This window comes from Helicobacter pylori (genome assembly GCF_009689985.1).
GTDB lineage: Bacteria > Campylobacterota > Campylobacteria > Campylobacterales > Helicobacteraceae > Helicobacter > Helicobacter pylori_CG.
Map to the genome: position 1 here is coordinate 291074 of NZ_QBAW01000001.1, position 26220 is coordinate 317293.

Here is a 26220-nt window from a genome sequence, read left to right on the forward strand (position 1 = left end):
AAACTAAAAAGGATAAAACATGACCATCAACACCCATTACACCCCTAATTTCACACAGCTCCAAACCCTAAACAATATCAATAATGACGCAACCATAAAGGACAGGAATCAAGTAGAGCAAGATTTACAACAAAGCAATATTCAAGATGGTTTCAGCCAAGATAATACGCAAAACGCCCCTGATTTTGACAGGTTGCAAGCTTTAAACGCTATCAATAACGACGGCGAGATTAAAGATAGATCCCAAGTTGCAAAAAACCTTGTTGATGGCGGAAATATCCCTGAAATTTATTCCAGCCTAGACACATACGCCTAAAGACATATGCATTTAAAAGGGGGTTTTACCATTCCTTCAAAGCCATTTTGATCGCTTCTATCACGCAATCAATCCCACCCGCTAAACTAAAAAGCCAGTATTTGTGCGCGTAAATGTATTCCAATTGCTTAGCCCTTAATTCGTCTTCATTATTCGTTTTTTTACACACGATTTCAGCGATATGCAATTCCTGGTGGAAGATGTAAGATTGTATCGCATCCATAAAATATGAATTGAATTGTTTGTCATCAAAAAGCTCTTTAATGTTATCAATTTCAGCGCTCAAATTTTCTAATTTTTTAAAATCCAACTCTTCTAATTTTTTTTCTTCATGAAGCTTTTCCACTTCTTCTAAAAATGGCGCCACCTTTAAAAACACTTCTTCAACTTGAGTTTTTTTCTCATTGGCGTATTTGATGATCTCTTCGCATTTTTGTTTAGCGATCTTTAAATTTTTAGCCTGTTCTGATTGGGTGGGATAAATCAGATTGATAGGAGGCTTTGGCTTAGATTTGTCTATTTTTTCGCACGCTTCTTTAAAAGGCATTTCTTTAGTCCCTTTAATCCTAGCCCCCCCTTCAGTAGCGTTAATGACTTCCAGTTTATAGGGCGTGTTAAAAATATCTTTTTCAAAAAATTCTAAGAAAAGTTTCCACACTAAAGTGGTTTCTACTTCCCCGTTACCCCCATATTTTTCTGTAAAGATCTTGTCTTTATCTTTTTTAGGCTTGATCTCTCTATCGCCATAAATCGCCCCACTAGCGTGGCTGTTACCGCTTTGTGAGAAGCTCAAATCTTGCCCGATAAACACGCATCTTTTGAAACGAGAATGCACCACTAATTCATACGCCATGTTCGCTGCACTCATGCCTATGCCCACATAGCCATACTGGTGCAAACCAAAAAGGTTGGTGTAACCAAAGGGGCGGAAACTGAATTGTTTAACCCCCTTTTTAATCGCTTGAATCAATCGTTTATGCACAATGGAAGTCAGAGCAAAAATAACGCCTTCTTGAAAATCCAAGGGGGTTTCTTCGTAGAATTTCGCCGTTAAATCCACCCTTTCTAAAGACAGCACAATATCAGGCTTGATACCGGCTTTAGCTAAAATAGGGAAAGAAGCGTCTATGCAAAAAAGCGTGGCGTAGGGCGCGATTTCTTTTAAAAGGGGGAGTTGTTTGTTCAAACTGGGCCCGGTTGAAACAATAATAGCGGTGTCTCTGTTTTTTAAAGCGCTCACAAAATCCACTAGACTAGGGCTTTTGATGACTTCAGGCAAATTAGCGGCATGCTGTTTGATGCCTATGAGCGCGTCTTTAGCGTCATTGCCTACGCTAATAGCGCCATGCTCTAAAGCGCGCGTGAAATGCTGGTTGATTTCTATCATTTGATGAGAGTATTGTTCATAATAAGCGTTAAAAAGTTTTAAATCATACATTCTTGCGTATAAACGAGATTTTTTATCCATATCAAATAAGGAAGCGATCATGTTGTAATTGCAAAAACTTGCATGCAATACAATCAAACGATTTTCTAAAATCTCCGTGGAAAAATCCAAGAGATTCAGCACAATGAAAATAATTTCTATTTCAGGCTCAATGACCACCAAGCGTTTTAAATTATCATTGCCTAAAAGCAAGCGATAAAACACCCCATTACCCAAGCCAAAATAATACAAATAAGGATAAAGCATGTAAATTTCGCTATTTTTGTATAGCTCTAAGCTTGAATCTAGCGGGCTTTTTTCAAATAAGGGCGTGTTTGTTTCTTTATCTAAGAGGTTGAAATTCGCGCTATCATTCCCTAAAAACACTTCGTATTTTTTGTTTTCTTTAATGGCTTTGAGCTTTGCAAACAAAAGAGGGTCTTTTTTGAAAAGAGCTTGTAAGTTTTTTTGATAAATATCCATCATTCTAACTTATAAAAATAACTTATAAAAAGGGCTAACGCCCCTTTGAATCAAGGGTTGTTATTGTAAAAGCCTTAAGACATTTTGTTGCACCGCATTCGCTTGCGCCATAGCAAAACTCCCGCTTTGCGCCAAAATATTGTATTTAGAAAAGTTCGCGCTCTCTTCAGCAAAATCCACATCTCTGATTTGAGATTCAGCCGCTTTAACATTCACTTGGGTTACAGAAATATTATTAATGGTGGTAACCAATTCCATTTGCACCGAACCCATATCGGAGCGGATCTTGTCTAATTGCGTGCGCGCAGAATCTGCCATATCCATCACAATCATTGCCCCTTTAAGGCTTGTTACCCCAGCCCCTATACCTTGAGAATTGGTCTCCGCTTGCGCGCCATTAGCGTTCGCTCCGGCTGCTGAAGCCACATTCGCATCAAAAATGCCCCTAACCGCTCTCAAATTCACGGTGTATTCTGCCACCCCTTGAGCGGAATGAAAGCCCACATGGCTGAAATTCACACCGCTCACAATGATGTCTCTAGCGTCAGTCCTAGTCAAGGTTAAGCGCCCAATAACCGCATGCTGTGTCCCAGAAATCCCTGCAAAATTCCCTCCCCCAAAAACCTGACCGCTCGCGCTCGCTGCATGCACTGAGATCGCACGCCCATCAATGGAGTGCAAATTAATGCGCCCTTGAATATCCAAGCTCGCTTCCACGCCGGTGCGATCTTTGACGGAGTTAATAGCGTTAGTCAACCTCCCGTCGGCGTCGTTTTTATGCACATCATTCACGGTCCCAATTTCTACGCCATTAATGGTGAGTTCTCTCACGGTTCCTGATTGCACGGGAGTGCCGCCGGTGGCCATGACATTATAAGACGCCCTAACGCCTAAGGTGTTAGAAAAGCGGTTGATGATTTCGCTTAACGCTCCAATCCCAGTGCCAGCGCTTGTGGAAATACGCACGGTTTCAATCTTATAGTCATTCACGCCATTGACTTGTTTGAAATTCAATCCCACTTCAGTCAAGTTTTGCGCCGCTGCACTAGCGAGCATGCCTTCAGCGCTAAAAGAAGAGGTTTCCATGCGCACATGCCCAATCTTATCTGAGCTCGTTGAGCCAATAGACGCCTTAACCGTGGTGTTAGAATACGCGCCAATTTGGAATTCTTTGTTAGAAAAACTTCCTGAAAGCATTTGTTGGCCGTTAAAGCTTGTGGTGTTAGCGATGTTGTCCAGTTCTTCTAACAACCTTTGAATATCGCTCTGGAGCGCTCTTCGGCTTTCTAAAGTTTGCCCGTCTTGAGCGGCTTGAACGGCTTTGGTTTTAATGGTGTCTAAGATTTTGATTTGCTCATCCATCGCTTTATCTGCGGTTTGAACCATACCAATAGCGTCATTAGCGTTGCGGATCGCTTGACCCAAATTCGCGCTTTGACTCCTTAAGCTATCAGCGATCGCCATCCCACTAGAATCATCAGCGGCTTTATTGATCCTAAGCCCTGAGCTTAACTTTTCAAGCGAGCTTGAAAGGTCTCTGTTGTTTTGAACCCCTACCGCATGAGAAGTTAAAGCGGCGATATTGGTATTTATCCTAAAACTCATGTTTGCATCCTTTGCATAGATATTTGCTGTTAGTCAAGCAAAGGGTGTTCCAACTCTTTGATTTTTAGCGCTGTTATGGTTTTTATGGTTTGATGAATCGTTTAGTCAAAATTCTATGCTACAATCATTCATTAATTAGGTATAAACATTTTATTAAAGGCGTTCAATGAAGCACCTTATTATCGTAGAATCCCCCGCAAAAGCCAAAACCATTAAAAATTTTTTGGATAAAAATTACGAAGTCATCGCCTCTAAAGGGCATGTTAGGGATTTATCCAAATTCGCTTTAGGCATTAAGATTGATGAAACCGGCTTTACTCCTAATTATGTCGTGGATAAAGATCATAAAGAGCTTGTCAAACAGATTATAGAACTTTCTAAAAAGGCATCTATTACTTATATCGCTACCGATGAAGACAGAGAAGGGGAAGCGATAGGCTATCATGTGGCTTGTTTGATTGGGGGGAAATTGGAGAGCTACCCTAGGATTGTTTTTCATGAGATCACGCAAAATGCGATTTTAAACGCTCTAAAAACCCCACGAAAAATTGACATGTCTAAGGTCAATGCCCAACAAGCCAGGCGTTTTTTAGATCGAATCGTGGGGTTTAAGCTCAGCTCATTGATTTCATCAAAAATCACTAAAGGTTTGAGCGCTGGGCGGGTGCAAAGCGCGGCTTTAAAACTTGTGATTGATAAAGAGAGAGAGATCAAAGCCTTTAAACCTTTAACCTACTTCACGCTAGACGCTTTGTTTGAGCCGGATTTAGAAGCGCAACTCATTAGCTATAAGGGTAACAAACTCAAAGCTCAAGAACTCATTGATGAAAAAAAAGCCCAAGAAATTAAAAACGAATTAGAAAAAGAAAGCTACGCTATTTCTAGTATCGTTAAAAAATCTAAAAAATCCCCCACACCGCCCCCTTTCATGACTTCTACTTTACAGCAAAGCGCTTCCAGTCTTTTAGGCTTTTCGCCCACAAAAACCATGAGTATCGCTCAAAAATTATATGAAGGCGTAGCCACCCCGCAAGGCGTTATGGGCGTGATCACTTACATGAGGACCGATAGCTTGAATATCGCTAAAGAGGCTTTAGAAGAAGCGAGGAATAAGATTTTAAAAGACTATGGCAAAGACTACCTACCCCCTAAAGCCAAAGTCTATTCCAGCAAGAATAAAAACGCCCAAGAAGCCCATGAAGCGATCAGGCCCACTTCTATTATTTTAGAGCCAAACGCTTTAAAAGACTACCTTAAGCCTGAAGAATTAAAGCTCTATACTTTAATTTACAAACGCTTTTTAGCTTCTCAAATGCAAGACGCTCTTTTTGAAAGCCAAAGCGTGGTTGTGGCTTGCGAAAAAGGCGAGTTTAAAGCTAGTGGGAGAAAACTCCTTTTTGATGGCTATTATAAAATTTTAGGCAATGACGATAAGGACAAATTGCTCCCCAATTTGAAAGAAAATGATCCCATTAAATTAGAAAAACTAGAGAGCAACGCCCATGTTACAGAACCTCCAGCGCGCTATTCAGAAGCGAGTTTGATTAAAGTTTTAGAAAGTTTAGGCATAGGCAGGCCCAGCACCTACGCCCCAACGATTTCTCTTTTACAAAACAGAGATTACATCAAGGTAGAAAAAAAGCAAATCAGCGCTTTAGAGAGCGCTTTTAAAGTGATAGAAATTTTAGAAAAGCATTTTGAAGAAATCGTGGATTCCAAATTCAGCACTTCTTTAGAAGAAGAACTGGACAATATCGCTCAAAATAAAGCCGACTATCAGCAAGTCTTAAAGGACTTTTACTACCCTTTTATGGATAAAATTGAAGCCGGGAAAAAGAATATCATCTCTCAAAAAGTGCATGAGAAAACCGGCCAATCATGCCCTAAATGCGGTGGGGAATTGGTCAAAAAAAATAGCCGTTATGGGGAGTTTGTCGCTTGCAACAATTACCCTAAATGCAAATATGTCAAACAAACTGAAAACGCCAATGATGGAGTTAAGCAAGAATTGTGCGAAAAATGCGGAGGGGAAATGGTGCAAAAATTCAGCAGAAACGGGGCGTTTTTAGCTTGCAACAACTACCCTGAATGCAAAAACACCAAATCGTTAAAAGACACCCCTAACGCAAACGAAATAATAGAAGGCGTGAAATGCCCAGAATGCGGGGGGGATATTGCCTTAAAAAGGAGCAAGAAAGGCTCGTTTTATGGCTGTAACAATTACCCTAAATGCCGTTTTTTATCCAACCATAAGCCCATTAATAAGCGTTGTGAAAAATGCCATTATTTGATGAGTGAAAGAATCTATCGCAAAAAAAAGGCGCATGAATGCATCCAATGCAAAGAGCGCGTGTTTTTAGAGGAAGATGATGGCTAAAGAAAATCCGCCTGTCATTTTTGGGCCTGTTTTATCTAGGCGTTTTGGGAAATCTTTGGGCGTGGATCTATCGCCTTCTAAAAAACAATGCAATTACAATTGCATTTATTGTGAGTTGGGTAAAGCCAAGCCCATTGAACGCATGGAAGAAGTGATAGAAGTAAAAACCTTGATTAGCGCCATTCAAAACGCCCTAAACAACCTTGCTACCCCCATTGATGTTTTAACCATTACCGCCAATGGCGAACCCACTCTATACCCTCATTTATTAGAGCTTATCCAAAGCATCAAGCCTTTTTTAAAGGGCGTTAAAACTTTGATTTTAAGCAACGGCTCACTATTTTATGAACCAAAAGTCCAGCAAGCCTTAAAGGAATTTGACATCGTTAAATTTTCTTTAGACGCTATTGATTTGAAAGCCTTTGAAAGAGTGGATAAGCCCTACTCTAAAGACATTAACAGGATTTTAGAGGGGATTTCGTGCTTTTCTCAAATCTATCAGGGGCAACTGGTGGCTGAAGTGTTGTTAATTAAGGGCGTGAATGATAGCGCGAATAACTTAAAACTCATCGCTGAATTTTTAAAACAAATCAATATAGCCAGAGTGGATTTAAGCACCATAGACAGGCCCTCAAGCTTTAAAGCCCCTAAATTAAGCGAAGATGAATTGTTAAGATGTTCTTTGTTTTTTGAAGGGCTTTGCGTGAGTTTGCCTAAACGATCCATTACTCAAGCTAAAAAATTGATTTCTTGCGATGCGGACGAATTGCTCGCTTTAATTTCCAGGCGCCCTTTAAGCACAGAAGAAGCCCCCCTAATCTTAGATTCTAACGCTTTTAAGCATTTAGAAACTTTGTTAAACCATAAGCAAATTACGATTAAAAAAGTCGGCTCTTTGGAGTTTTATTGCGCGTTTTAACCTCCATTGGTAACCCATAGTTTTACCTTACTTTAGGGAGTTTAAGCTTTTAAAAAGGTTCTCTTTTATTACCAAATAACGCCACAATACCATAAAAAATCAAAAGCCGACAGATCATTAAAAACTTGGTGTAATATTTTAATCGCTACACCCTTTTACTATAACCATAACCCGCTTTTTCTACTTTTTTCTCGGTATTAGCAACTACTTTTATTTCTTTATTGATATCAGCAAATATTTTTTGAACGAGCAAAAGGCTTTGAGAGGTTGAAAGGTGGGCTTGTGGGTCTGGTTTTAAATGCCTCATTTCAAGCATTTTAGCTTGAGCTTTAGAGCGTATTTTTAAATTTTCTTTTTGCCATTCTTCTGTAACACTAAAATCTCTAGGGTCTAATTCTAAATAAGCGATAGAACTTGGTTTATAAAAATCCACTTGTCTAGCGATAGCTTTTTGTGAATAGGGCAGAGATTCCAGCTCTTTTTGCAAATAAGCTATAAGCTCTTGCGCTTTTGATCCTCTTTGAGAGCGGGGTTGTTTAGAGTTTGGGAGGTGTTTTGGCTGGATAGGGGTTTGATTGGTTTTTGTGGGTTTAGGGGTTTTGCATTCAGCTTCTATTTCTATAGCAATACCAGTAGTAATACCGGTCTTAATTCTTGCTTTTTTAATAAACAATTGGCCATGTTTTTCTTGGCAATTTTGTTCTGTTTCTTTAATGAAATCTTTCTGTTCTTTAATCAAATCTCTTTGTGTATTAATTGTCTTTTGTTTTTGCTGTTCTAACTCTATCTCACTCTTATTTGCTTTTTGTTTTTCTTGTTCTGTCTTTTGTCTTTCTTGTTCTGCTTTTATTTGACTATTAGCGAGTTCTATCCCACTCTTGTTTGTTTTCTGTCTTTCTTGTTCTAACTCTATCTCACTCTTATTTGTCTTCTGTCTTTCTTGTTCTGTTTTCTGTCTTTCTTGTTCTAACTCTATCCCACTCTTATTTGCCTCCTGTTTTTCTTGTTCTAACTCTATCTGTTTATCAGTATCACCAGCGCTACAAGCGGCTAATAATAAACTTGTCGCTATTGTTAATCCTGAATATTTCCACCAATTGATTTGATTTTCTTTTTCAGCTTGTTTGGATTTATCTTGGACTTTATCGTCCAATTCTTTCGCTTCCTTGCACGCAACATGGGTCAATACTACTAATGCCGCCTCGCTTTTCTTGGGGTGTTTTTTTACAAGTTCTCTAACTTTCTTTGCGATCTTTGTAAAAAATCCACCAATTGATCTGATCGTATTTGTAATGGCGTTCGCTTGTTTAAAATGAGTCTCTTTATTTGCCTTTGTGTCAGCTGTCTCTGTGTTTTTGCCAACTTTATTTGTTTTTCCTGTTTTTACTGATTCCATTGCCAACCTTTTTTTCAAAAAACAATCCTACCTTTCAAAATTATATCATGGAAACTAATACGAAAAACCCACTCAAGTTAGATCAACCCATTTATTATCAAGTTAAGCCATGTTCTTTCAACTCTTTTTCTAACTTGGCTACAGCGTTCCAAGTGGGGATCACGCTATCAGGGTTTAAAGAAATGGAAGTGATGCCTTCTTTGACTAAAAACTCTGTCACTTCAGGGTAATCGCTTGGGGCTTGCCCGCAAATTCCGCAATATTTGTTGTGCCTTTTACAAGCTTCAATCGCTTTTTTAAACATTTTTAGCATCGCTTCATTCCTTTCATCAAAGACATGGCTGACTAACTCGCTGTCTCTATCCACGCCTAAAGTGAGCTGGGTTAAATCGTTTGATCCAATAGAAAAGCCATCAAACAAGCTTAAGAAATCATCAGCCAAAATGACATTCACCGGCAATTCACACATGATATAAATTTCAAGCCCGTTTTTACCGGATTCTAAATTGTTTTTTCTTAAGATTTCTAGGACTTTTTTACCCTCTTCAATGGTGCGCAAAAAAGGGATCATCACTTTCATGTTCGTTAAGCCCATTTCTTCCCTCACTAACGCTAAAGCTTCACACTCCCACGAAAACGCTTCATTGTAGCTCTCTGAATAATACCGACTAGCCCCTCTATAGCCAAGCATGGGGTTTTCTTCATTGGGTTCATAACTAGAGCCGCCAAGCATGCGCATGTATTCATTGGATTTGAAATCGCTAGTCCTTACAATCACAGGTTTAGGGTAAAACGCTGCGCTGATCATGCCAATGCCTTCAGCGATTTTTTTCACAAAAAAATCTTTAGGGTTAGCATAGCCTGCCATAAGGTTTTCAATTTCATTTTTTTCTTTCACGCTTTTTTTGTGGTGCAAATCCACTAAAGCTAAGGGGTGGGCTTTGATTTGATTTAAAATAATCATTTCCATTCTGGCCAGCCCTACGCCGTGATTAGGGAGTTGAGAAAAGCCAAAGGCTTTTTCAGGGTTTCCAATATTAATATAAATTTTTGTTTGAGTTTCTTGCATGTTAGAAAGCTCCACCCTTTCAATTTCATGCTCATAAATGCCCGCATACACATAGCCCTCTTCGCCCTCAGCGCAAGAAACCGTGATTTCCATGCCGGTATAAAGGCTATCAGTCGCCCCACTCACGCCAACAATGGCTGGCACGCCAATTTCTCTAGCCACAATAGCAGCATGGCAAGTGCGCCCCCCACGATTGGTGATAACCGCGCTCGCTTTTTTCATGCAAGGCTCCCAATCTGGGTCGGTGTTATCCGTAACTAAAATTTCGCCCTCTTTAAAAGAATTCATATGCTCCAAATCATTGATGATGCGCACTTTCCCTGAGCCGATTTTACTCCCAATCGCTCTGCCTTGTAAGATAATCTCTTTCTTTTCGTTAGGGTTTTTGAATTTGAATTTTTCAAAGACTTGATTTTCTTCTTTACTTTTTTGGCTTTGAACGGTTTCTGGGCGCGCTTGAACGATAAAGATTTCCCCGCTATCGCCATCTTTAGCCCATTCTATATCCATGGGGCGGTATTGTTTGGCTTCTTTAGAGTAATGTTTTTCAATTTCAATGGCGTATTTGGCTAAAATCAGCACGTCTTCATCGCGCAATGAAAAGGACTGCCATTCTTTTTTGGTGGTTTTAATGTTTCTAGTAGGGTGTTCGCTACCTCTTGGGGCATAGACCATTTTTTGCGTTTTGTTGCCGAGTTGGCGTTTGATAATGGGGCGTTTGTTTTGCTCTAAAGTGGGCTTAAACACATAAAATTCATCGGGGTTTATCGTGCCGCCCACCACATTTTCGCCCAACCCCCACGCTGAAGTGATAAACACCGCGTCTTTAAAACCGGTTTCAGTGTCAATAGAAAACATCACGCCCGCGCTGCCTTTATCCGCTCGCACCATTTTTTGCACCCCCACACTGAGCGCGACTTTTAAATGATCAAACCCACGACTCGCTCTATAACTAATCGCTCTATCGGTAAAAAGCGACGCTAAACAGGATTTGATATAGTGGATCAATTCTGTTTTACCCTTAATGTTTAAATAAGTGTCTTGCTGCCCGGCAAAAGAAGCGTCCGGCAAATCTTCTGCAGTAGCGGAACTCCTTACAGCCACATCGGCTTCTTTCATGTTGTATTGTTGGCTTAAAATCTCATAAGCTTGAAAAATCTCATCCCTCAAATCGCTAGGAAAAGGCGTGCCAAAAATAAGCTCTCTGATTTGTTTGGAGCGGATTTTTAACACATCAATTTCGGTGGCATCAACATTTTCTAAAAGCTCTATGATTTTTTGTTTAGCCCCCCCTTGCTCTAAAAGATACCAATACGCTTCGCTAGTGATCGCAAAGCCATCAGGCACTTTAATGCCAATTGGCACTAATTCTTGAAACATCTCGCCAATGCTAGCGTTCTTGCCCCCAACCAGATTCACATTCTTATTGTTCAACTCTTTGAAAAACTTGATATATCGCACAAAACTCCCTTAAAATGATCATTAAGTCTCTTAAAACATAAAATATAATAATGATAGCATGATAGAGCTTTAGTTTTAGCTAGTTTGTATTCTAAGCTTTTTAATAAGGGGTGTATTCTTTTTGGTTTATGATTTTATTGTATAATGGGCGGTTAGTTAGGTATTTTTGAATAGAAAGGGTAGTTTTGTATAGGCGGTTGCTATTGAATTTGCTTTGTATGGTGTTTTTACAAGCGTGTTTAAAGCCTATGAGCGACCCTAAAGCTGAGAAAGTGGATTCGCAAGTGCAATGCGGGTTTGGCTCAAAAGATTGCTAAAAGCATTGAAAAAATATTGAAAAAGTATTGAAGAAAGGAAACATAAGTTTTAAAGAATGAGTGCGGAACTGATTGCTGTTTATAAAGACGAGCAAATAATAGATTTAGAGAGTGCAAAAGTCTTAGGGCTGAGCGATGGGATTAAAGCGTTAAAAGGGAGTGAGCCGATATTTTTTGATGATTCGCCTTTGGCTTTAGAAGTGATCAGGCATTCATGCGCGCATTTGCTCGCGCAAAGCTTGAAAGCCCTTTATCCGGACGCGAAATTTTTTGTAGGCCCTGTGGTAGAAGAGGGGTTTTATTACGATTTTAAGACTTCTTCAAAAATCAGCGAAGAGGATTTGCCTAAAATTGAAGCGAAAATGAAAGAGTTTGCGAAGTTGAAACTCGCTATCACTAAAGAGACTTTAACCAGAGAGCAAGCTTTGGAGCGTTTTAAGGGCGATGAATTAAAGCATGCGGTCATGAGTAAAATCAGTGGCGATAAATTTGGCGTGTACCAACAAGGCGAGTTTGAAGATTTGTGTAAGGGACCGCACCTCCCAAACACTCGTTTTTTAAACCATTTCAAGCTCACTAAACTGGCTGGGGCTTATTTGGGTGGCGATGAAAACAATGAAATGCTCATTAGAATCTATGGCATCGCTTTTGCCACCAAAGAGGGCTTAAAAGACTATCTTTTCCAAATAGAAGAGGCGAAAAAACGAGATCACAGAAAGCTAGGCGTGGAGCTAGGGCTTTTTAGCTTTGATGATGAGATAGGGGTGGGCTTGCCTTTATGGCTGCCTAAAGGGGCAAGGCTCAGAAAACGCATTGAAGATTTATTGAGTCAAGCGTTGCTTTTAAGAGGCTATGAGCCGGTCAAAGGCCCTGAGATTTTAAAGAGCGATGTGTGGAAAATCAGCGGGCATTATGACAACTATAAAGAAAACATGTATTTCACCACGATTGATGAGCAAGAATACGGCATAAAGCCCATGAATTGCGTGGGGCATATTAAAGTCTATCAAAGCGCTTTACACAGCTATAGGGATTTGCCTTTAAGGTTTTATGAATACGGCGTGGTGCATCGGCATGAAAAAAGCGGCGTGTTGCATGGGCTTTTAAGGGTTAGGGAATTTACCCAAGACGATGCGCATATTTTTTGCTCTTTTGAACAGATCCAAAGCGAAGTGAGCGCGATTTTAGATTTTACGCATAAGATCATGCAAGCGTTTGATTTTAGCTATGAAATGGAATTATCCACAAGGCCGGTTAAATCCATAGGCGATGATGAAGTGTGGGAAAAGGCCACTAACGCTTTAAAAGAAGCCCTAAAAGAGCACCGCATTGATTATAAGATTGATGAAGGGGGAGGGGCTTTCTATGGGCCTAAGATTGACATTAAAATCACTGACGCTTTAAAGCGTAAATGGCAGTGCGGCACGATTCAAGTGGATATGAATTTGCCTGAACGCTTCAAGCTTGCTTTCACTAATGAGCGTAATCACGCTGAACAGCCGGTGATGATCCACAGAGCGATTTTAGGCTCGTTTGAAAGGTTTATTGCGATTTTGAGCGAACATTTTGGGGGGAATTTCCCTTTCTTTGTCGCGCCCACTCAAATCGCTCTCATTCCTATTAATGAAGAGCATCATGTTTTTGCTTTGAAATTAAAAGAGGCACTAAAAAAGCGCGATATTTTTGTAGAAGTGTTGGATAAAAACGACAGCTTGAATAAAAAGGTGCGCTTAGCCGAAAAGCAAAAAATCCCTATGATTTTAGTGTTAGGGAATGAAGAGGTGGAGACCGAAATTTTATCCATTAGAGACAGAGAAAAACAAGCTCAATATAAAATGCCCTTAAAGGAGTTTTTAAGTATGGTTGAATCTAAAATGCAAGAGGTTAGTTTTTGAGTAGGAACGAAGCGTTGTTAAACGGAGACATTAATTTTAAAGAAGTGCGTTGCGTGGGTGATAATGGCGAAGTGTATGGGATCATTTCCTCCAAAGAAGCGTTCAATATCGCTCAAAATTTAGGTTTGGATTTGGTTTTGATTTCAGCGAACGCGAAACCTCCCGTGTGTAAGGTGATGGATTACAATAAATTCCGCTACCAGAATGAAAAGAAAATCAAGGAAGCCAAGAAAAAGCAAAAACAAATTGAAATCAAAGAGATCAAGCTTTCCACTCAGATCGCGCAAAACGATATTAACTATAAAGTCAAGCATGCGAGAGAATTTATTGAAGCCAATAAGCATGTCAAATTCAAGGTGGTTTTAAAGGGTAGGGAGAGCCAAAATTCAAAAGCCGGGCTTGATGTGCTTTTGAGAGTCCAAACAATGATGGAAGATTTAGCCAACCCTGAAAAAGAGCCAAAAACTGAGGGGCGTTTTGTTTCGTGGATGTTTGTGCCTAAGGCTAAAGAAGCCCCCAAAAACGAAAAGAAAACCAAAGAAAATAACCCGCCTTTTAATCGTATTAACCTTATGAAAGGAGAAAATCATGCCAAAAATGAAGACTAATCGTGGCGCGTCTAAGCGTTTCAAAGTTAAAAAAAACTTGATTAAGCGTGGTAGCGCTTTTAAAAGCCATATTTTGACTAAAAAAAGCCCCAAACGCAAAGCCAATCTAAACGCGCCAAAACATGTGCATCACACTAACGCGCATTCTGTCATGTCGTTGCTTTGCAGGGCTTGAGAATGCTCATTAGAAAGTGGAGTTAATCCCCTTGTTTAAGGGAAAGTCGTTGTAAAAACGCACCTAAAAATATTTTAAAAAGAAAGGTAAAGAAATGAGAGTTAAAACAGGCGTTGTGCGCAGAAGACGCCATAAAAAAGTCTTAAAACTCGCTAGAGGGTTTTATAGTGGCAGAAGAAAGCATTTTAGAAAGGCTAAAGAACAGCTTGAAAGAAGCATGTATTACGCCTTTAGGGATCGCAAACAAAAGAAAAGAGAATTCAGGAGTTTGTGGGTGGTAAGGATTAATGCGGCTTGCAGAATGCATGAAACAAGTTATTCGCGTTTCATGCATGCCTTAAAAGTGGCTAATATTGAATTAGACCGCAAGGTTTTAGCAGATATGGCGATGAATGACATGCAAGCCTTTAAGAGCGTGTTAGAGAGCGTGAAAGAGCATCTTTGATCTCTATTGGCTGTTAGGTTTTAGTTTTAGCCTAAAAAAGGTGAGAGGATTTTAGGACTTTTTACTAAAAAGTTCCTAAAATTGATTTTTTGTTTCAATTTATTCTCATTCAATCGCTATATTTAATCAAAAAAAAAGCAATTTTATAGTAGAATGTAGCATTTAGAACTCAAGTAGAGAAAATGTAGAAGGAAGGAATACATGAAGAAATCTGTTATAGTAGGTGCTGTCTCTCTAGCAATGACAAGCTTATTGTCAGCAGAGACCCCTAAGCAAGAAAAAGCTATTAAGACTAGCCCTACCAAAAAAGGTGAAAGAAATGCTGCTTTTATAGGGATTGATTACCAGTTGGGTATGCTTAGCACTACCGCTCAAAATTGTTCCCATGGGAATTGTAATGGTAATCAAAGTGGGGCTTATGGCTCTAATACGCCTAACATGCCTACAGCGTCAAACCCAACAGGAGGTCTTACTCATGGTGCTCTAGGGACTCGTGGGTATAAGGGCTTAAGCAACCAACAATACGCTATCAATGGTTTTGGGTTTGTTGTAGGGTATAAGCATTTTTTTAAGAAATCCCCGCAATTTGGAATGCGTTATTACGGATTCTTTGATTTTGCAAGCTCTTATTATAAGTATTACACTTATAATGATTATGGCATGAGAGACGCTCGCAAGGGTTCTCAAAATTTTATGTTTGGCTATGGGGCTGGCACAGATGTGTTGTTTAACCCGGCTATTTTCAATCGTGAGAACTTGCATTTTGGGTTTTTCGTTGGCGTTGCGATTGGTGGCACTTCTTGGGGTCCAACAAACTATTATTTTAAGGACCTAGCTGATGAATACAGAGGGAGTTTCCACCCATCAAATTTCCAGGTCTTAGTTAATGGTGGGATCCGATTAGGCACTAAACACCAAGGTTTTGAAATTGGCTTGAAAATCCAAACTATCCGCAACAATTATTATACCGCTAGTGCGGATAATGTGCCTGAAGGGACTACTTATAGATTCACCTTCCACCGCCCCTATGCCTTTTATTGGCGTTACATTGTAAGCTTTTAAGGTGTTTTAGGGTTAATCTTATGGGGGTATAGAAAAGGGCTTTTGCTCTTTATGGCCTTTTATGATTTTCTTGTATCAAAGGCTTTAAAAAATCAATACGATTATTTGGCAAAAATTAAAGCACAATCCTTACAAACAATTGAACTTACCAACAACAGCACACAAACAAGTCTTTGAAAAATCAAAAATGAATTCATTACTTTTGAAAATAATAATAGGGGATACAGGTTAGCTGTTTTACATAAAATCTAAAAATCAATTGGCCATTAAAGCGCTATAAGTTATCTTTAATCAATCAAATGATAGAATTCATTTGTTATTTTTGAATTGGGAGCATTTGATGAAAAAATTGGCGTTTTCTTTATTATTTGCAGGGACTTTTTTGGGGCTTTTTTTGAATGCGAGCGATTTTAAGAGCATGGATAATAAGCAACTATTAGAGCAAGCAGGGAAAGTTGCTCCTAGCGAAGTTCCAGAGTTTCGTGCAGAAGTCAATAAGCGATTAAAAGCGATGAAAGAAGAAGAGCGTAAAAATTATAAAGCGGATTTTAAGAAAGCGATGGATAAAAATTTAGCTTCTTTAAGCCAAGAAGATCGCAACAAGCGTAAAAAAGAAATTCTTGAAGTCATTGCTAATAAAAAGAAAACAATGACGATGAAAGAATACCGCCAAATGGGGCTAGATTTGCATGATTGCACATGTGAAGGCCCTTTTCATGATCATGAGAAAAAGGGAAAAAAAGGCAAAAAACCAAGCCATCATCAGCATTAACGCTTTAGGGTGTGCTAACTTTTTTTGATTTTTGTAAAACCACGCCGTAAGTTTCTGGCTTTTGGCTAGGGGGATATAAGGCGTTTTCGTGTTATAATTCTACCATAGCGTTTGGGCACTTAAAATAGAGGCTATCTGCTTGGTGGGTGGGCTTTGTTGATTCTAAATCTTTTAGCTGTGAAGGGCATGTCAGTTTTTTAGAGTTAAAGTTTTTGGAGTGTTTGTATTTTTTGGATATTTATAGTATCATACCCAATAGTAAAGACCCTTTGAAAGTCTGTAATTTAAGACGGCTAAAATGGCTTGAATTCTAGGTGGTTTTTTATCAATAGAAGAAGATTTCAAAAGAGAGCTTATGAAGAACGGTATCTATTTTTGTTGCGGTTATATATTAATTAGGAGTTTGGTGTGAAACGGATTTTATTTTTTTTAGCGGCTACGACTTTTTTGTTGAGAGCAGAGACGGCTTCTGCCACTATTAACACTACAGTTGATCCCAATGTTATGTTTTCTGAAAGCTCCACAGGGAATGTGAAAAAGGACCGCAAGAGGGTTTTAAAGAGTATGGTTGATTTGGAAAAAGAGCGCGTGAAGAATTTTAACCAGTATTCTGAAACCAAGATGAGTAAGGGCGATTTATCCGCTTTTGGAGCTTTCTTTAAGGGGAGTTTGGAAGATTGTGTGGAGCAAAAGATTTGTTATTATGAGCATAGGAATGGTAAGGTTTCTTTTGTGGTGAATGACAGAGAAAAGTTTTATAAGCATGTGCTTAAAGACTTAGGGACAGAGCTTTCACTCCCTTTGTTCAACTGGCTTTACAAAGGCTCGGATTTTGGGGCTTTGCATGAGCAGTTTGGGGATATGTATGATGGGTATATCAAATACTTGATCAGCATGGTTAGAATAAGCCAAAAAGAAAAGGCTAGAAAACTGGATGCAGTCACTCTTAAAAAAATGGAAGATCAAGCTGAGAAAGACACTAAGGCGGCATTTCAAAAGAGGAGTAATGGGGAGCTTGAAAGCCATACTGATAGCCCTGAATTTATAAGCTCTTCTAAGAAAACACAGACTTCTAATCCGGATCTAGATTCTATGACCAATGCTAACACGCTCAAAGAAACAGCTTCAAAAGAGCTAGAGACTTCTTCAAACAAAGAGAAAAAGTCTAAGAAAAAACGCCGCCTTTCAAAGAAAGAAAGGCAACAACAAGCCTTGCAACAAGAGTTTGAAAAGCAAATTAGCGACTCTAGTAAGTCTGAAAAATAGTAAAATAGCCTAACTTATCTTTTTGAGTAGGGGGCTTTAAATAAGTTTCTTAAGCACTCCTTTTTTGGGCTTTTAGCTCTCTATCGTTAAGCTCTCTTATATTAGGACTATCTTTTTAAAAACCACCGCTTTTTTAAAATCTTTAAACTTTTTGGCTTTTTTTGTGGTAACGATTGGTAACGATTAGCTTAAGGTTTTGTTACGCAAAAATCTTTGAAATATGGCGATTGACAGAGTTAAACACAACCTCAAGACATTCCAACGCATTTTATAAAGCCTATAAAAAGTTTTTAATGGAGTATTGGCATTGATGCCTTTGAGTGTTTTTTACAATCAAAATAAAAAAGCTTGTGTAAGCAAGTGAATAGTTTCTCATAACACGCTCTTAGGGGGTTAGGGGGATTTAGTTTTGGGTTTGAGAAGGGCGTTAAAGCGCAAAATACCCCCTTATTTTCTTATGAGTTTAAACAAACTTAATGAGTTTTACTACAAAATGAAATCCAAAACAATGAAAGAACGCTTTAAACCCTATGTTTAAAAATTTTTAAGGAATATTAAAGTTGGGTGGGGCTTATTTGTGTTGGTTAAAAACAAAGCCTTTTTATTTTGAATTTAAAGCCCTAAAAGTTGAGAGCTATCCTTTAGCATTTTAAGGTTTTGGCTAATCCCCCTAACGAAGTTTCTTTGTATTTTTCATTCATGTCTTTTCCGGTCGCATACATCGTGGCGATCACTTCATCTAGGCTCACTTTAGGCTTGTATTCATCTTCTAAGGCTAGTTTAGAAGCGCTGATCGCTTTAATCGCCCCTAAAACATTGCGCTCAATGCAAGGGATTTGCACCAAGCCCCCCACCGGATCGCATGTCAATCCTAAATGGTGCTCCATAGCGATTTCACTAGCGATCAAAACCTGTTGCGTGGTCGCTTGGCACAAATAGGCTAACCCTCCTGCAGCCATAGAGCTTGCCACGCCAATTTCAGCCTGACACCCCGCTTCTGCGCCGCTCAAGGAAGCGTTTTTCTTGTAAAGATAGCCAATCGCCGCACTAGTGAGTAAAAAATCATTGATAGATTTTTGCGATAAATTTTCAAACAAATGGTTTTTAGCGTATAAAAGCACACTTGGCACCACCGCGCACGCTCCATTAGTGGGGGCGGTTACCACCTTGCCTCCACTAGCGTTTTCTTCAGCAATGGCGCGAGCGTAAAGCGAAATGTAATCAATCAGCGCTAAGGGGTCTTTCCCGCTTGTGGGGTGTTTTTCTAAGCGCGTTTTAACGCTTGGGGCTAATCGTGTTACTTTCAAAGAACCAGGCAGATACCTTTCTTTAGAATTAGCCCCATTATAATAACACTCAAGCATCGCATGATAAATTTTAGTCATCGTTGCATCAGGGCAGTTTTTGAGGGCGTTTTCTCTCAAACGCACGATTTCAGCGATGCTTTTTTGGTGTTTTTGGCACAATTCTAGCAATTCCTTAGCGCTTGAAAAATCATAAGCAACGCTTTCATTCCCGCCCTCTTCAGACAAGTTGTCTAATTCTTTTTCAGTATAGACAAACCCTCCACCAACAGAATAATAAGTCTCTTCCTTTAAAACCTCATTTTTAGCGTTAAAAGCTTTTAGAATGAGAGCGTTTTGGTGTCTGGCTAAAGGTTTGTTGTCAAAAATCAAATCTTTAGCATAATTAAAAGGGATATGATGCTGGTTAGCGAGTTTTAAAGCTTTGTTTTCAAACACCTCATGCAATAAGGCTTTTTTGGTTGTTATATCTAATTCGTTAGCATAGATGCCATGCAAGCCAATTAAAACCGCCTCATCGCTCAAATGCCCTTTGCCGGTTAAGGCTAATGAGCCATGCAAGGTGATTTGAACGCGTTCAACCTGCTCTAAAACGCCTTTTAACAACCCGCAAAATCTCGCTCCCGCTTCCATAGGCCCTATGGTGTGTGAAGAGCTAGGCCCAACGCCGATTTTAAAAATGGATAAAATAGAAAAACTAGCCATTAAAATAGTCCTAAAAATACGCTCAAAGCCGTTAAGCTCCCAAAGACAAACACAAAAATATCCACTTTGAAATTTCTAAAACGCTTCAAACTAGAAACGCTATAAAACGCTATCATGGGCATCACAAACAGAATGAGCGCGATAATGGGGCCGCCTAAATTCTCAATAAAATCCAAGATATTAGGGTTAATATAAGCCACAAGCGTGATAGTCAGCCATAAAAAAATCGTTACGCTCACGCTCAAGGTTTTAGAAGCTTTTTTCAATTTTAAGCTTTGAATGATTATGCCTTCTAAACCCTCCTTAGCCCCATAATAATGCCCAAAAAAAGATGAAAAAATCGCTAAAAAAGCCACCACAGGCCCAGCATAATTGATTAAAGGGTTGTTTAGGGTGTTAGCAAAATAGCTTAAAATGGGGATATTTTGTTCCCTTGCTTTCATAAAATCATCAGCATTCAAGCACATGACACACGAAAACACAAAAAACATCACAAACCCTAAAAGCATCAGCGATGTCCCTAATTCAATTTGATTGAGTTTATACTCTTTGAAAGCGCCGTATTCTTTTCCCACATTTTGAGTGAAGGTGGAAATAATGGGGCTATGGTTGAACGAAAACACAAGCACCGGTAAGGTTAGCCAAATCGCTAACACAAATTCTTTAAAACTTGGCACCACAAAAAGATTAGTGCCTTGCCAATAAGGGATAAGATACAAAGAAAAAAGCAATAAAATCAAGCATAAAGGATACACTAAAGCGTTACAAATGCGTGTCACAATCGTAGCGTTAAAAACCATCACCAACATCATTAAAGAAACTAACACCACAGCCAGTAAGCCCCGATGAAAAGGCGTGAAATGCAACTGGTTAGTGAAAAAATGATCAAACACATTAGTGATACCCACCCCATAAGCCAAACAAATAGGATAAATCGCCAAGAAATAAAGCAAAGTGATAAGAAAACCCCATTGAGCACCAAAATGAGAGCGAACGACCATGGTAATGTCTTCTTGATCTTTAGATCCTATGAAATAAGCCAAAGCTCTATGCCCCAGATAAGTTAAAGGGAAGATGATCGCACTCATCACCACAATAGCCCATATCCCATGCCCACCGGCTCTAATAGGCAAAAATAAAATCCCAGCCCCCACCGCCGTGCCAAATAAAGACGCTATCCAACGCAAATCAAACAAATTGAGTTTTTTAGGATCTCTTGGAACTGCTTTTTCTTGTACCATGCTATTAAACCGCCCTTTTATCGTGTTAAAGAGTTTTCATTGTAGCATAAAGCTTTTTATGATTGGGGTTTTTTGAGATTAAGGGGCGGTTTTGGGCGCGCATTTATTCCCTAAAATCCACGATTTAACCCGCACAAGCTATAATAACGCTTAAAAAAAGATTAATAAAGGATTATAGAAATGTCAAACACAACTTGGTCGCCAACTTCATGGCATTCTTTTAAGATAGAGCAACACCCCACTTACAAAGATAAGCAAGAATTAGAAAGGGTCAAGAAAGAATTACACTCCTACCCTCCCTTAGTGTTTGCTGGCGAAGCGAGGAATTTGCAAGAGCGTTTAGCCCAAGTCATTGACAATAAGGCGTTTTTGTTGCAAGGGGGCGATTGCGCGGAGTCGTTTTCTCAATTTAGCGCTAACCGGATTAGGGACATGTTTAAAGTGATGATGCAAATGGCGATTGTCTTAACTTTTGCCGGCTCTATACCGATCGTGAAAGTGGGGCGCATTGCTGGGCAATTTGCCAAGCCTCGTTCTAATGCGACTGAAATACTAGATGATGAAGAAGTGTTGAGTTACAGAGGGGATATTATCAATGGGATTTCCAAAAAAGAAAGAGAGCCAAAGCCTGAAAGAATGCTTAAAGCTTACCATCAAAGCGTAGCGACTTTAAACCTTATCAGAGCCTTTGCCCAAGGTGGGTTAGCCAATTTGGAACAAGTGCATCGTTTCAATTTGGATTTTGTCAAAAACAACGATTTTGGGCAAAAATACCAGCAAATCGCTGACCGGATCACGCAAGCTTTAGGGTTTATGCAAGCATGCGGGGTGGAGATAGAAAAAACGCCTATTCTTAGGGAAGTGGAATTTTACACCAGCCACGAAGCGTTACTGCTCCATTATGAAGAGCCTTTGGTGCGTAAGGATAGTTTAACTAACCAGTTTTATGATTGTTCCGCGCACATGCTGTGGATTGGCGAAAGGACAAGGGATCCTAAGGGCGCGCATGTGGAGTTTTTAAGGGGGGTTTGTAACCCTATTGGCGTGAAAATCGGGCCTAATGCGAGCGTTGGCGAAGTGTTAGAATTGTGCGATGTTTTAAACCCGCACAACATTAAGGGGCGTTTGAATTTGATCGTGCGTATGGGTTCTAAGATGATTAAAGAGCGTTTGCCTAAACTTTTACAAGGGGTGTTGAAAGAAAAACGCCATATTTTATGGAGCATTGATCCCATGCATGGCAACACGGTTAAAACCAGTTTGGGGGTTAAAACAAGGGCTTTTGATAGCGTGTTAGATGAAGTGAAAAGCTTTTTTGAAATCCATAGGGCTGAAGGGAGTTTGGCTTCAGGGGTTCATTTGGAAATGACGGGTGAAAATGTTACAGAATGTATCGGTGGATCGCAAGCGATCACCGAAGAGGGTTTGAGCTGCCATTACTATACGCAATGCGATCCAAGACTAAACGCCACTCAAGCCCTAGAACTCGCTTTCTTAATCGCTGGCATGCTCAAAAAACAGCGCGCTTAGTTAAAAAGGGATTAATCTTTTTTTAACTCTTTTTCTTTATAATTATCGTTAGCATTTTAATATTCAAAGGATCTTGAAATGAGAATTTCTTTTTTAGCTGTAATTTTAGCGCTATTATTTGTGGCTTGCCATGAAACCAAAAAACAAATTTTGCAAAATGAAGCCGATAGCACCCCTTCAGAAAAAACCATTTGGCAACCTGAACAAAAATAAAAATTGTAAAAATACTCAAAGGCATTTTTTAAAATAAACGCAATAAAAAGGCTAGCGAGTGGTCGTCTTTTGTAAAGCCATCTTATGGGCTATTAAAGGGGAATGATTTCAAAAACACTCCCTATTCCTTATGAAGTTTGTTATCAAACAAAATTTAAAAAACAATTTTTTAAAAGTGAGAGAATGGCTAAAAATCTCAAATTAAAATGGGTGAAAGCTAGAGAGTTACACTACAAACTCTCTAAAACCTTTTGAGCATGGCCTTTCGCTTTGACATTGTAGAAGCATTTTTCTAAAACGCCTTGCGTGTTGATAATGAAAGTGGAGCGGATAATCCCCAAATGCTCCTTCCCATAAAGCATGCACTTGCCATAAGCTTTGTAAAGATTGGCGGCTTTTTTATCTTCATCGCAGAGCAAAATCACATTCAAAGAGCATTGGCTGATAAATTTTTGGTGCGATTGGGCATTATCAGGGCTTACGCCTACGACAACAGCGTTTTTCTTTTCAAATTCACTAAACAGAGCGCTAAAGTCTTTGGCTTCTAAAGTGCATCCGGGGGTGTTGTCTTTAGGGTAGAAATACAGAACCACTTTTTTATGGAGCAAATCTTTTAAAGAAATCTCTACGCCATCGCTGTTTTTCAACCTGAAATCAGGGGCTAATTGCCCCACTTCTAATTTTTCCATTCGTATCCTTTAGTAGAGAATGATAGCGACTTTTTGAGGCCCATGCACCCCAAAAACGGTTTTTAATTCAATATCGGCTGTCCGGCTAGGCCCGCCAATAAGGAGCATGTTTGTGGGTAATACGCCGTTTTTACTCTGGTTTTTTAAAGCTTGCATGCCTTCACTCAAATTGCGCACAATGGATTCTTTTTTCAATAAGATGATGCAATTAAGGGTGATGAGCGAAAGCAACCGTGGGCTTGCATGCGAAGAAACCGCCCCAATCATGCCCAAGCTTGAAATCCCACAAACCCCATGCAATAAAGCCGTATCAATCTCAAACAACTCTTCACGCATCGCTTCAATTTCTTTATCATAAGGCTGTAAAGTAAAATCCTTAAACGCTTCAAAATTCAAATTCAAATCTGTGGAGTGTAAGATTTTTTTGCTTTTAAAATTTTCTAAAGCCTTTAAAATTGCTTGCTCTAAATTTTCTTTAGTGCTTTCAATGACTTCAGCTTTATTCAACACTTGGAAATGCTTGTATTCTTCCACCAAGTCTTCAAACTCCACTTTAATGATATTCCTATAAATAGGGTTTGCTCCCTGAATGGCATGCTTGGCTCTGGCTTCTTTAATGCGCTTTAAAATAAGCTCTTTACTCATAAATCACCCCCTCTAAATGCTGGACTTTTGCATGCAAGCTTGTGTCCATATTGGGTAAGGTTCTCACGCTCGCCCACTCTTTGACTAAAGGCAGTATGGGAGCTAAGAGCTTGCCTAAAGGCGAGAAAAATTGAGCCATTTTCAATTGGAAACGCCACTTAGCCCCATCGCTTGCCATTTTGGCAAACATTTTCATAGAGAATTTTTCCATTCCGCTGTGTTGGGTGCTTTTAGCCCCCTTAACTACGCCTCTGCCTTCGCCCACTTTATCCGATCGTAAATCTCTAATGAGCTCGGCTAAAGGGATTTCTACAGGGCACACTTCAGTGCAACGCCCACAAAGACTGCACAAATTAGGGATATGCCCGTAATTATTCAAGCCAAAGAGTTGAGGGGATACCACCACGCCTATAGGGCCAGGATAAGTAGAAAGATAGGCATGCCCACCGATCTTATCATACACAGGGCAGTGGTTCAAACAAGTCCCGCAACGAATGCATGAAAGAGCGCGATAATACTTTTCATCAGCCAAAATATTAGAGCGGTTGTTGTCTAATAAAATGATGTGGGCTTCTTTAGGGCCGTCTAAATCGCCCTCTTTTCTGGGGCCTGTGATAATGTTTTGATAGCATGTGATAGGCACACCCACAGCGCTTGGAGCGAGCAGATTGTTTAAAATCGCCGCATCATCAAAGCTTTCTACTAATTTTTCAATCCCACAAATAGCGACATGCACATCGCATGCGGTGGTGCTCATGCGGCCATTGCCTTCATTTTCCACTAACCAAATCGCTCCCTCATTAGCGATAGCGAAATTAACCCCACTGATCCCCATTTTAAAGCTTTCAAATTCTTTGCGCATGTGTTTTCTGGCGATCGCATTAAGCTTTTCAGGCTCTTCTTCATAAGCGGCGTTGAGTTTTTCTTCAAAAATCTTACCGATTTGCTTGCGGTTTTTATGGATAGCCGGCACGACAATATGCACAGGGTGTTCATTAATGAGCTGGATAATCAATTCGCCCAAATCCGTTTCTTGCGCTTGAATGCCCTTTTCTTTGAGGTAATGGTTCAAGCCAATTTCTTCGCTCGCCATGGATTTTTGCTTTAAAATGCGCTTGATATTTTTTTCTTTAGCGAGGTTGTAAATGATTTCATTAGCTTCATCGCCGTCTTTAGCGTAATGGATTTTAAAGCCGTTTTGAGTGGCGTTTTTTTCAAACAATTCCAAATACTCATCAAGCCTGGATAGAATTTTAAGCTTGACTTCTTTGCCTAATTCCCTTAAATTTTCCCACTCGCTGTAACGATTTTTAATCAAATTCTTACGATTAGCCCTCAAGGTATCCATTGCAGAACGCAAATTTTCCCTTAGTTGCATATCGCCTAATTGGTCGGCGATGATTTCTTCGTATTCTTGGTCGCTATGGTATTTTTCCATGATTATTCCTTAAAATAATTCTTTAATGTTAAAGCCCAAGCCTTGAGGCTAAAAAGTCATAAAAATGCATGGGTTTTGTGGGAGAGCCCATTTTTTGCATAGCGGTGCTGATATTCATCAAACACCCAGCATCCGCTGAAACAATCACATCCACTTGACGGCTTTCTATGTCTTTGATCTTTTCTTTGACCATAACCGCTGAAATTTCAGGCTCTTTGACTGAAAAAGTCCCCCCAAACCCGCAGCATTCTTCTTCTTTTTCCAATTCAATGAGTTCCACATTTTTAAGCTGTCTGATAAGATTTTTCGCCGAGTCAATCACCTTAGCCACCCTTAAGGCATGGCAATTAGAATGCCATGTGATTTTAAGGGGTTCGCCCTTATCTTCATATTTGACTTGCAATTTTTTATCCAAAAACTCGCTCAATTCATACACCCTAGAGCAAAAATCTTTAACCATGTTGAATTCCGCATGCCCTTCAAACAATTCCAAATAATCATGCCGCATCATCCCTGTGCATGAACCGCTAGGCAAAATAATAGGGTAGTCGTTATTGGAATAAAGCTTGATATTGTATAAAACGACTTTTTTTGTCTCTTCATAATACCCTGAGTTGTAGCTTGGCTGGCCGCAACATGTCTGGTCTTTTTTAAAAACCACTTCCAAATTTTCCTTACGGAGTAATTTGATAGCGTTAAGCGATGCGTTGCTATAAATGGCTGCTCCTAGACAAGTAGCAAAGAAATTGACTTTCAAAGAAGACTCCTTAAAATTCCAAATTAAGAGTTTCAAACACAATATGATACTCAAAAAAATTAACAAGATTGTAACCACAAGTTGATAAACCCACTCGCTCAAACAT

The 26220-nt window shown here is 39.5% G+C and carries 23 protein-coding genes and 1 pseudogene; 13 read left to right on the top strand and 11 right to left on the bottom strand.

Going from position 1 to position 26220, the window contains the following annotated elements; all coding sequences use genetic code 11:
* Positions 1-19: 19 nt before the first annotated feature.
* A complete protein-coding gene (locus tag DBU79_RS01430) occupies positions 20-316 on the top strand; it encodes a hypothetical protein (RefSeq protein WP_154411316.1) in 297 nt (98 codons plus the stop codon).
* A 25-nt stretch (positions 317-341) separates the two neighbouring features.
* Here DBU79_RS01430 and DBU79_RS01435 read toward each other — a convergent pair whose 3' ends face one another.
* The gene (locus DBU79_RS01435; protein WP_195834200.1) at positions 342-2225 is read right to left on the bottom strand and encodes a motility associated factor glycosyltransferase family protein; all 1884 of its coding nucleotides are present in this window, start codon (positions 2223-2225) and stop codon (positions 342-344) included.
* A 60-nt stretch (positions 2226-2285) separates the two neighbouring features.
* A complete protein-coding gene (locus tag DBU79_RS01440; protein WP_120865325.1) occupies positions 2286-3830 on the bottom strand; it encodes a flagellin B in 1545 nt (514 codons plus the stop codon).
* A gap of 166 nt (positions 3831-3996) precedes the next feature.
* Between DBU79_RS01440 and topA the strand changes: the two genes are divergently transcribed.
* The gene (gene topA, locus DBU79_RS01445) at positions 3997-6207 is read left to right on the top strand and encodes a type I DNA topoisomerase (protein ID WP_154411318.1); all 2211 of its coding nucleotides are present in this window, start codon (positions 3997-3999) and stop codon (positions 6205-6207) included.
* On the top strand, positions 6200-7126 hold the full coding sequence (locus DBU79_RS01450; RefSeq protein ID WP_154411319.1) for a radical SAM protein: 927 nt from the start codon (positions 6200-6202) through the stop codon (positions 7124-7126). The genes topA and DBU79_RS01450 overlap by 8 nt, the downstream gene beginning before the upstream one ends.
* A gap of 145 nt (positions 7127-7271) precedes the next feature.
* On the opposite strand, the gene DBU79_RS01455 is transcribed toward DBU79_RS01450, so the two are convergent.
* Together DBU79_RS01455 and ppsA are read right to left on the bottom strand one after the other, a co-directional pair.
* Positions 7272-8522: a DUF874 family protein gene (locus DBU79_RS01455; RefSeq protein ID WP_154411320.1), complete on the bottom strand. Its 1251-nt coding sequence runs from the start codon at positions 8520-8522 to the stop codon at positions 7272-7274.
* Between the two features lie 97 nt (positions 8523-8619).
* Entirely contained in the window at positions 8620-11052 is a 2433-nt protein-coding gene (gene ppsA, locus DBU79_RS01460) for a pyruvate, water dikinase (protein WP_154411321.1), read from the bottom strand.
* 185 nt (positions 11053-11237) lie between these two features.
* Here ppsA and DBU79_RS07990 point away from each other — a divergent pair, with 185 nt between their 5' ends.
* The 7 genes from DBU79_RS07990 (at position 11238) to DBU79_RS01500 (ending at position 16326) form a co-directional block, all read left to right on the top strand.
* Positions 11238-11369 (top strand): hypothetical protein, encoded by a 132-nt coding sequence (locus DBU79_RS07990; RefSeq protein ID WP_001892720.1) that lies wholly within the window; start codon positions 11238-11240, stop codon positions 11367-11369.
* A gap of 56 nt (positions 11370-11425) precedes the next feature.
* Positions 11426-13264: a threonine--tRNA ligase gene (gene thrS, locus DBU79_RS01470; RefSeq protein WP_154411322.1), complete on the top strand. Its 1839-nt coding sequence runs from the start codon at positions 11426-11428 to the stop codon at positions 13262-13264.
* Positions 13261-13872, top strand: coding sequence for a translation initiation factor IF-3 (gene infC / locus DBU79_RS01475; RefSeq protein WP_154411323.1), 612 nt, complete (start codon positions 13261-13263; stop codon positions 13870-13872). The genes thrS and infC overlap by 4 nt, the downstream gene beginning before the upstream one ends.
* Positions 13853-14047, top strand: a complete 195-nt coding sequence (rpmI, locus tag DBU79_RS01480; protein ID WP_001125542.1) for a 50S ribosomal protein L35 — start codon at positions 13853-13855, stop codon at positions 14045-14047. Before infC ends, rpmI begins: the two co-directional genes overlap by 20 nt.
* Before the next feature lie 94 nt (positions 14048-14141).
* The gene (rplT, locus tag DBU79_RS01485; protein WP_001264161.1) at positions 14142-14492 is read left to right on the top strand and encodes a 50S ribosomal protein L20; all 351 of its coding nucleotides are present in this window, start codon (positions 14142-14144) and stop codon (positions 14490-14492) included.
* Between the two features lie 201 nt (positions 14493-14693).
* The gene (locus DBU79_RS01490; RefSeq protein WP_000750236.1) at positions 14694-15554 is read left to right on the top strand and encodes an outer membrane protein; all 861 of its coding nucleotides are present in this window, start codon (positions 14694-14696) and stop codon (positions 15552-15554) included.
* Positions 15555-15894: 340 nt separating this feature from the next.
* The gene (locus DBU79_RS01500; protein ID WP_154411325.1) at positions 15895-16326 is read left to right on the top strand and encodes a DUF1104 domain-containing protein; all 432 of its coding nucleotides are present in this window, start codon (positions 15895-15897) and stop codon (positions 16324-16326) included.
* A gap of 293 nt (positions 16327-16619) precedes the next feature.
* Here DBU79_RS01500 and DBU79_RS07860 read toward each other — a convergent pair.
* Positions 16620-16811, bottom strand: a pseudogene (locus tag DBU79_RS07860) (hypothetical protein).
* On the opposite strand from DBU79_RS07860, the gene DBU79_RS01505 reads away from it, so the two are divergent.
* Positions 16735-17592, top strand: coding sequence for a hypothetical protein (locus tag DBU79_RS01505; protein WP_154411326.1), 858 nt, complete (start codon positions 16735-16737; stop codon positions 17590-17592). The pseudogene DBU79_RS07860 and the gene DBU79_RS01505 overlap by 77 nt on opposite strands.
* Positions 17593-18233: 641 nt before the next feature.
* Here DBU79_RS01505 and DBU79_RS01510 read toward each other — a convergent pair.
* A complete protein-coding gene (locus DBU79_RS01510) occupies positions 18234-19601 on the bottom strand; it encodes an L-serine ammonia-lyase (RefSeq protein WP_154411327.1) in 1368 nt (455 codons plus the stop codon).
* Positions 19601-20842, bottom strand: coding sequence for a serine/threonine transporter (locus tag DBU79_RS01515; RefSeq protein WP_154411328.1), 1242 nt, complete (start codon positions 20840-20842; stop codon positions 19601-19603). Before DBU79_RS01515 ends, DBU79_RS01510 begins: the two co-directional genes overlap by 1 nt.
* A 180-nt stretch (positions 20843-21022) precedes the next feature.
* Between DBU79_RS01515 and DBU79_RS01520 the strand changes: the two genes are divergently transcribed.
* Both DBU79_RS01520 and DBU79_RS07995 read left to right on the top strand, forming a co-directional pair.
* The gene (locus DBU79_RS01520) at positions 21023-22372 is read left to right on the top strand and encodes a class II 3-deoxy-7-phosphoheptulonate synthase (protein ID WP_154411329.1); all 1350 of its coding nucleotides are present in this window, start codon (positions 21023-21025) and stop codon (positions 22370-22372) included.
* Between the two features lie 78 nt (positions 22373-22450).
* The gene (locus DBU79_RS07995; protein WP_001222814.1) at positions 22451-22585 is read left to right on the top strand and encodes a hypothetical protein; all 135 of its coding nucleotides are present in this window, start codon (positions 22451-22453) and stop codon (positions 22583-22585) included.
* Between the two features lie 230 nt (positions 22586-22815).
* On the opposite strand, the gene DBU79_RS01530 is transcribed toward DBU79_RS07995, so the two are convergent.
* The 4 genes from DBU79_RS01530 to DBU79_RS01545 are packed head-to-tail and all read right to left on the bottom strand — an operon-like array spanning position 22816 to position 26114.
* Positions 22816-23274 carry a peroxiredoxin gene (locus DBU79_RS01530; RefSeq protein WP_096411965.1) on the bottom strand — a complete coding sequence of 153 codons (459 nt, stop codon included), beginning with the start codon at positions 23272-23274 and terminating at the stop codon, positions 22816-22818.
* Positions 23275-23283: 9 nt separating this feature from the next.
* Entirely contained in the window at positions 23284-23919 is a 636-nt protein-coding gene (locus DBU79_RS01535) for a LutC/YkgG family protein (RefSeq protein WP_154411330.1), read from the bottom strand.
* Complete coding sequence (locus tag DBU79_RS01540) at positions 23912-25357, bottom strand: LutB/LldF family L-lactate oxidation iron-sulfur protein (protein WP_154411331.1); 1446 nt, start codon at positions 25355-25357, stop codon at positions 23912-23914. The genes DBU79_RS01535 and DBU79_RS01540 overlap by 8 nt, the downstream gene beginning before the upstream one ends.
* 28 nt (positions 25358-25385) lie before the next feature.
* On the bottom strand, positions 25386-26114 hold the full coding sequence (locus tag DBU79_RS01545; RefSeq protein ID WP_000867260.1) for a (Fe-S)-binding protein: 729 nt from the start codon (positions 26112-26114) through the stop codon (positions 25386-25388).
* Positions 26115-26220 lie beyond the last annotated feature (106 nt).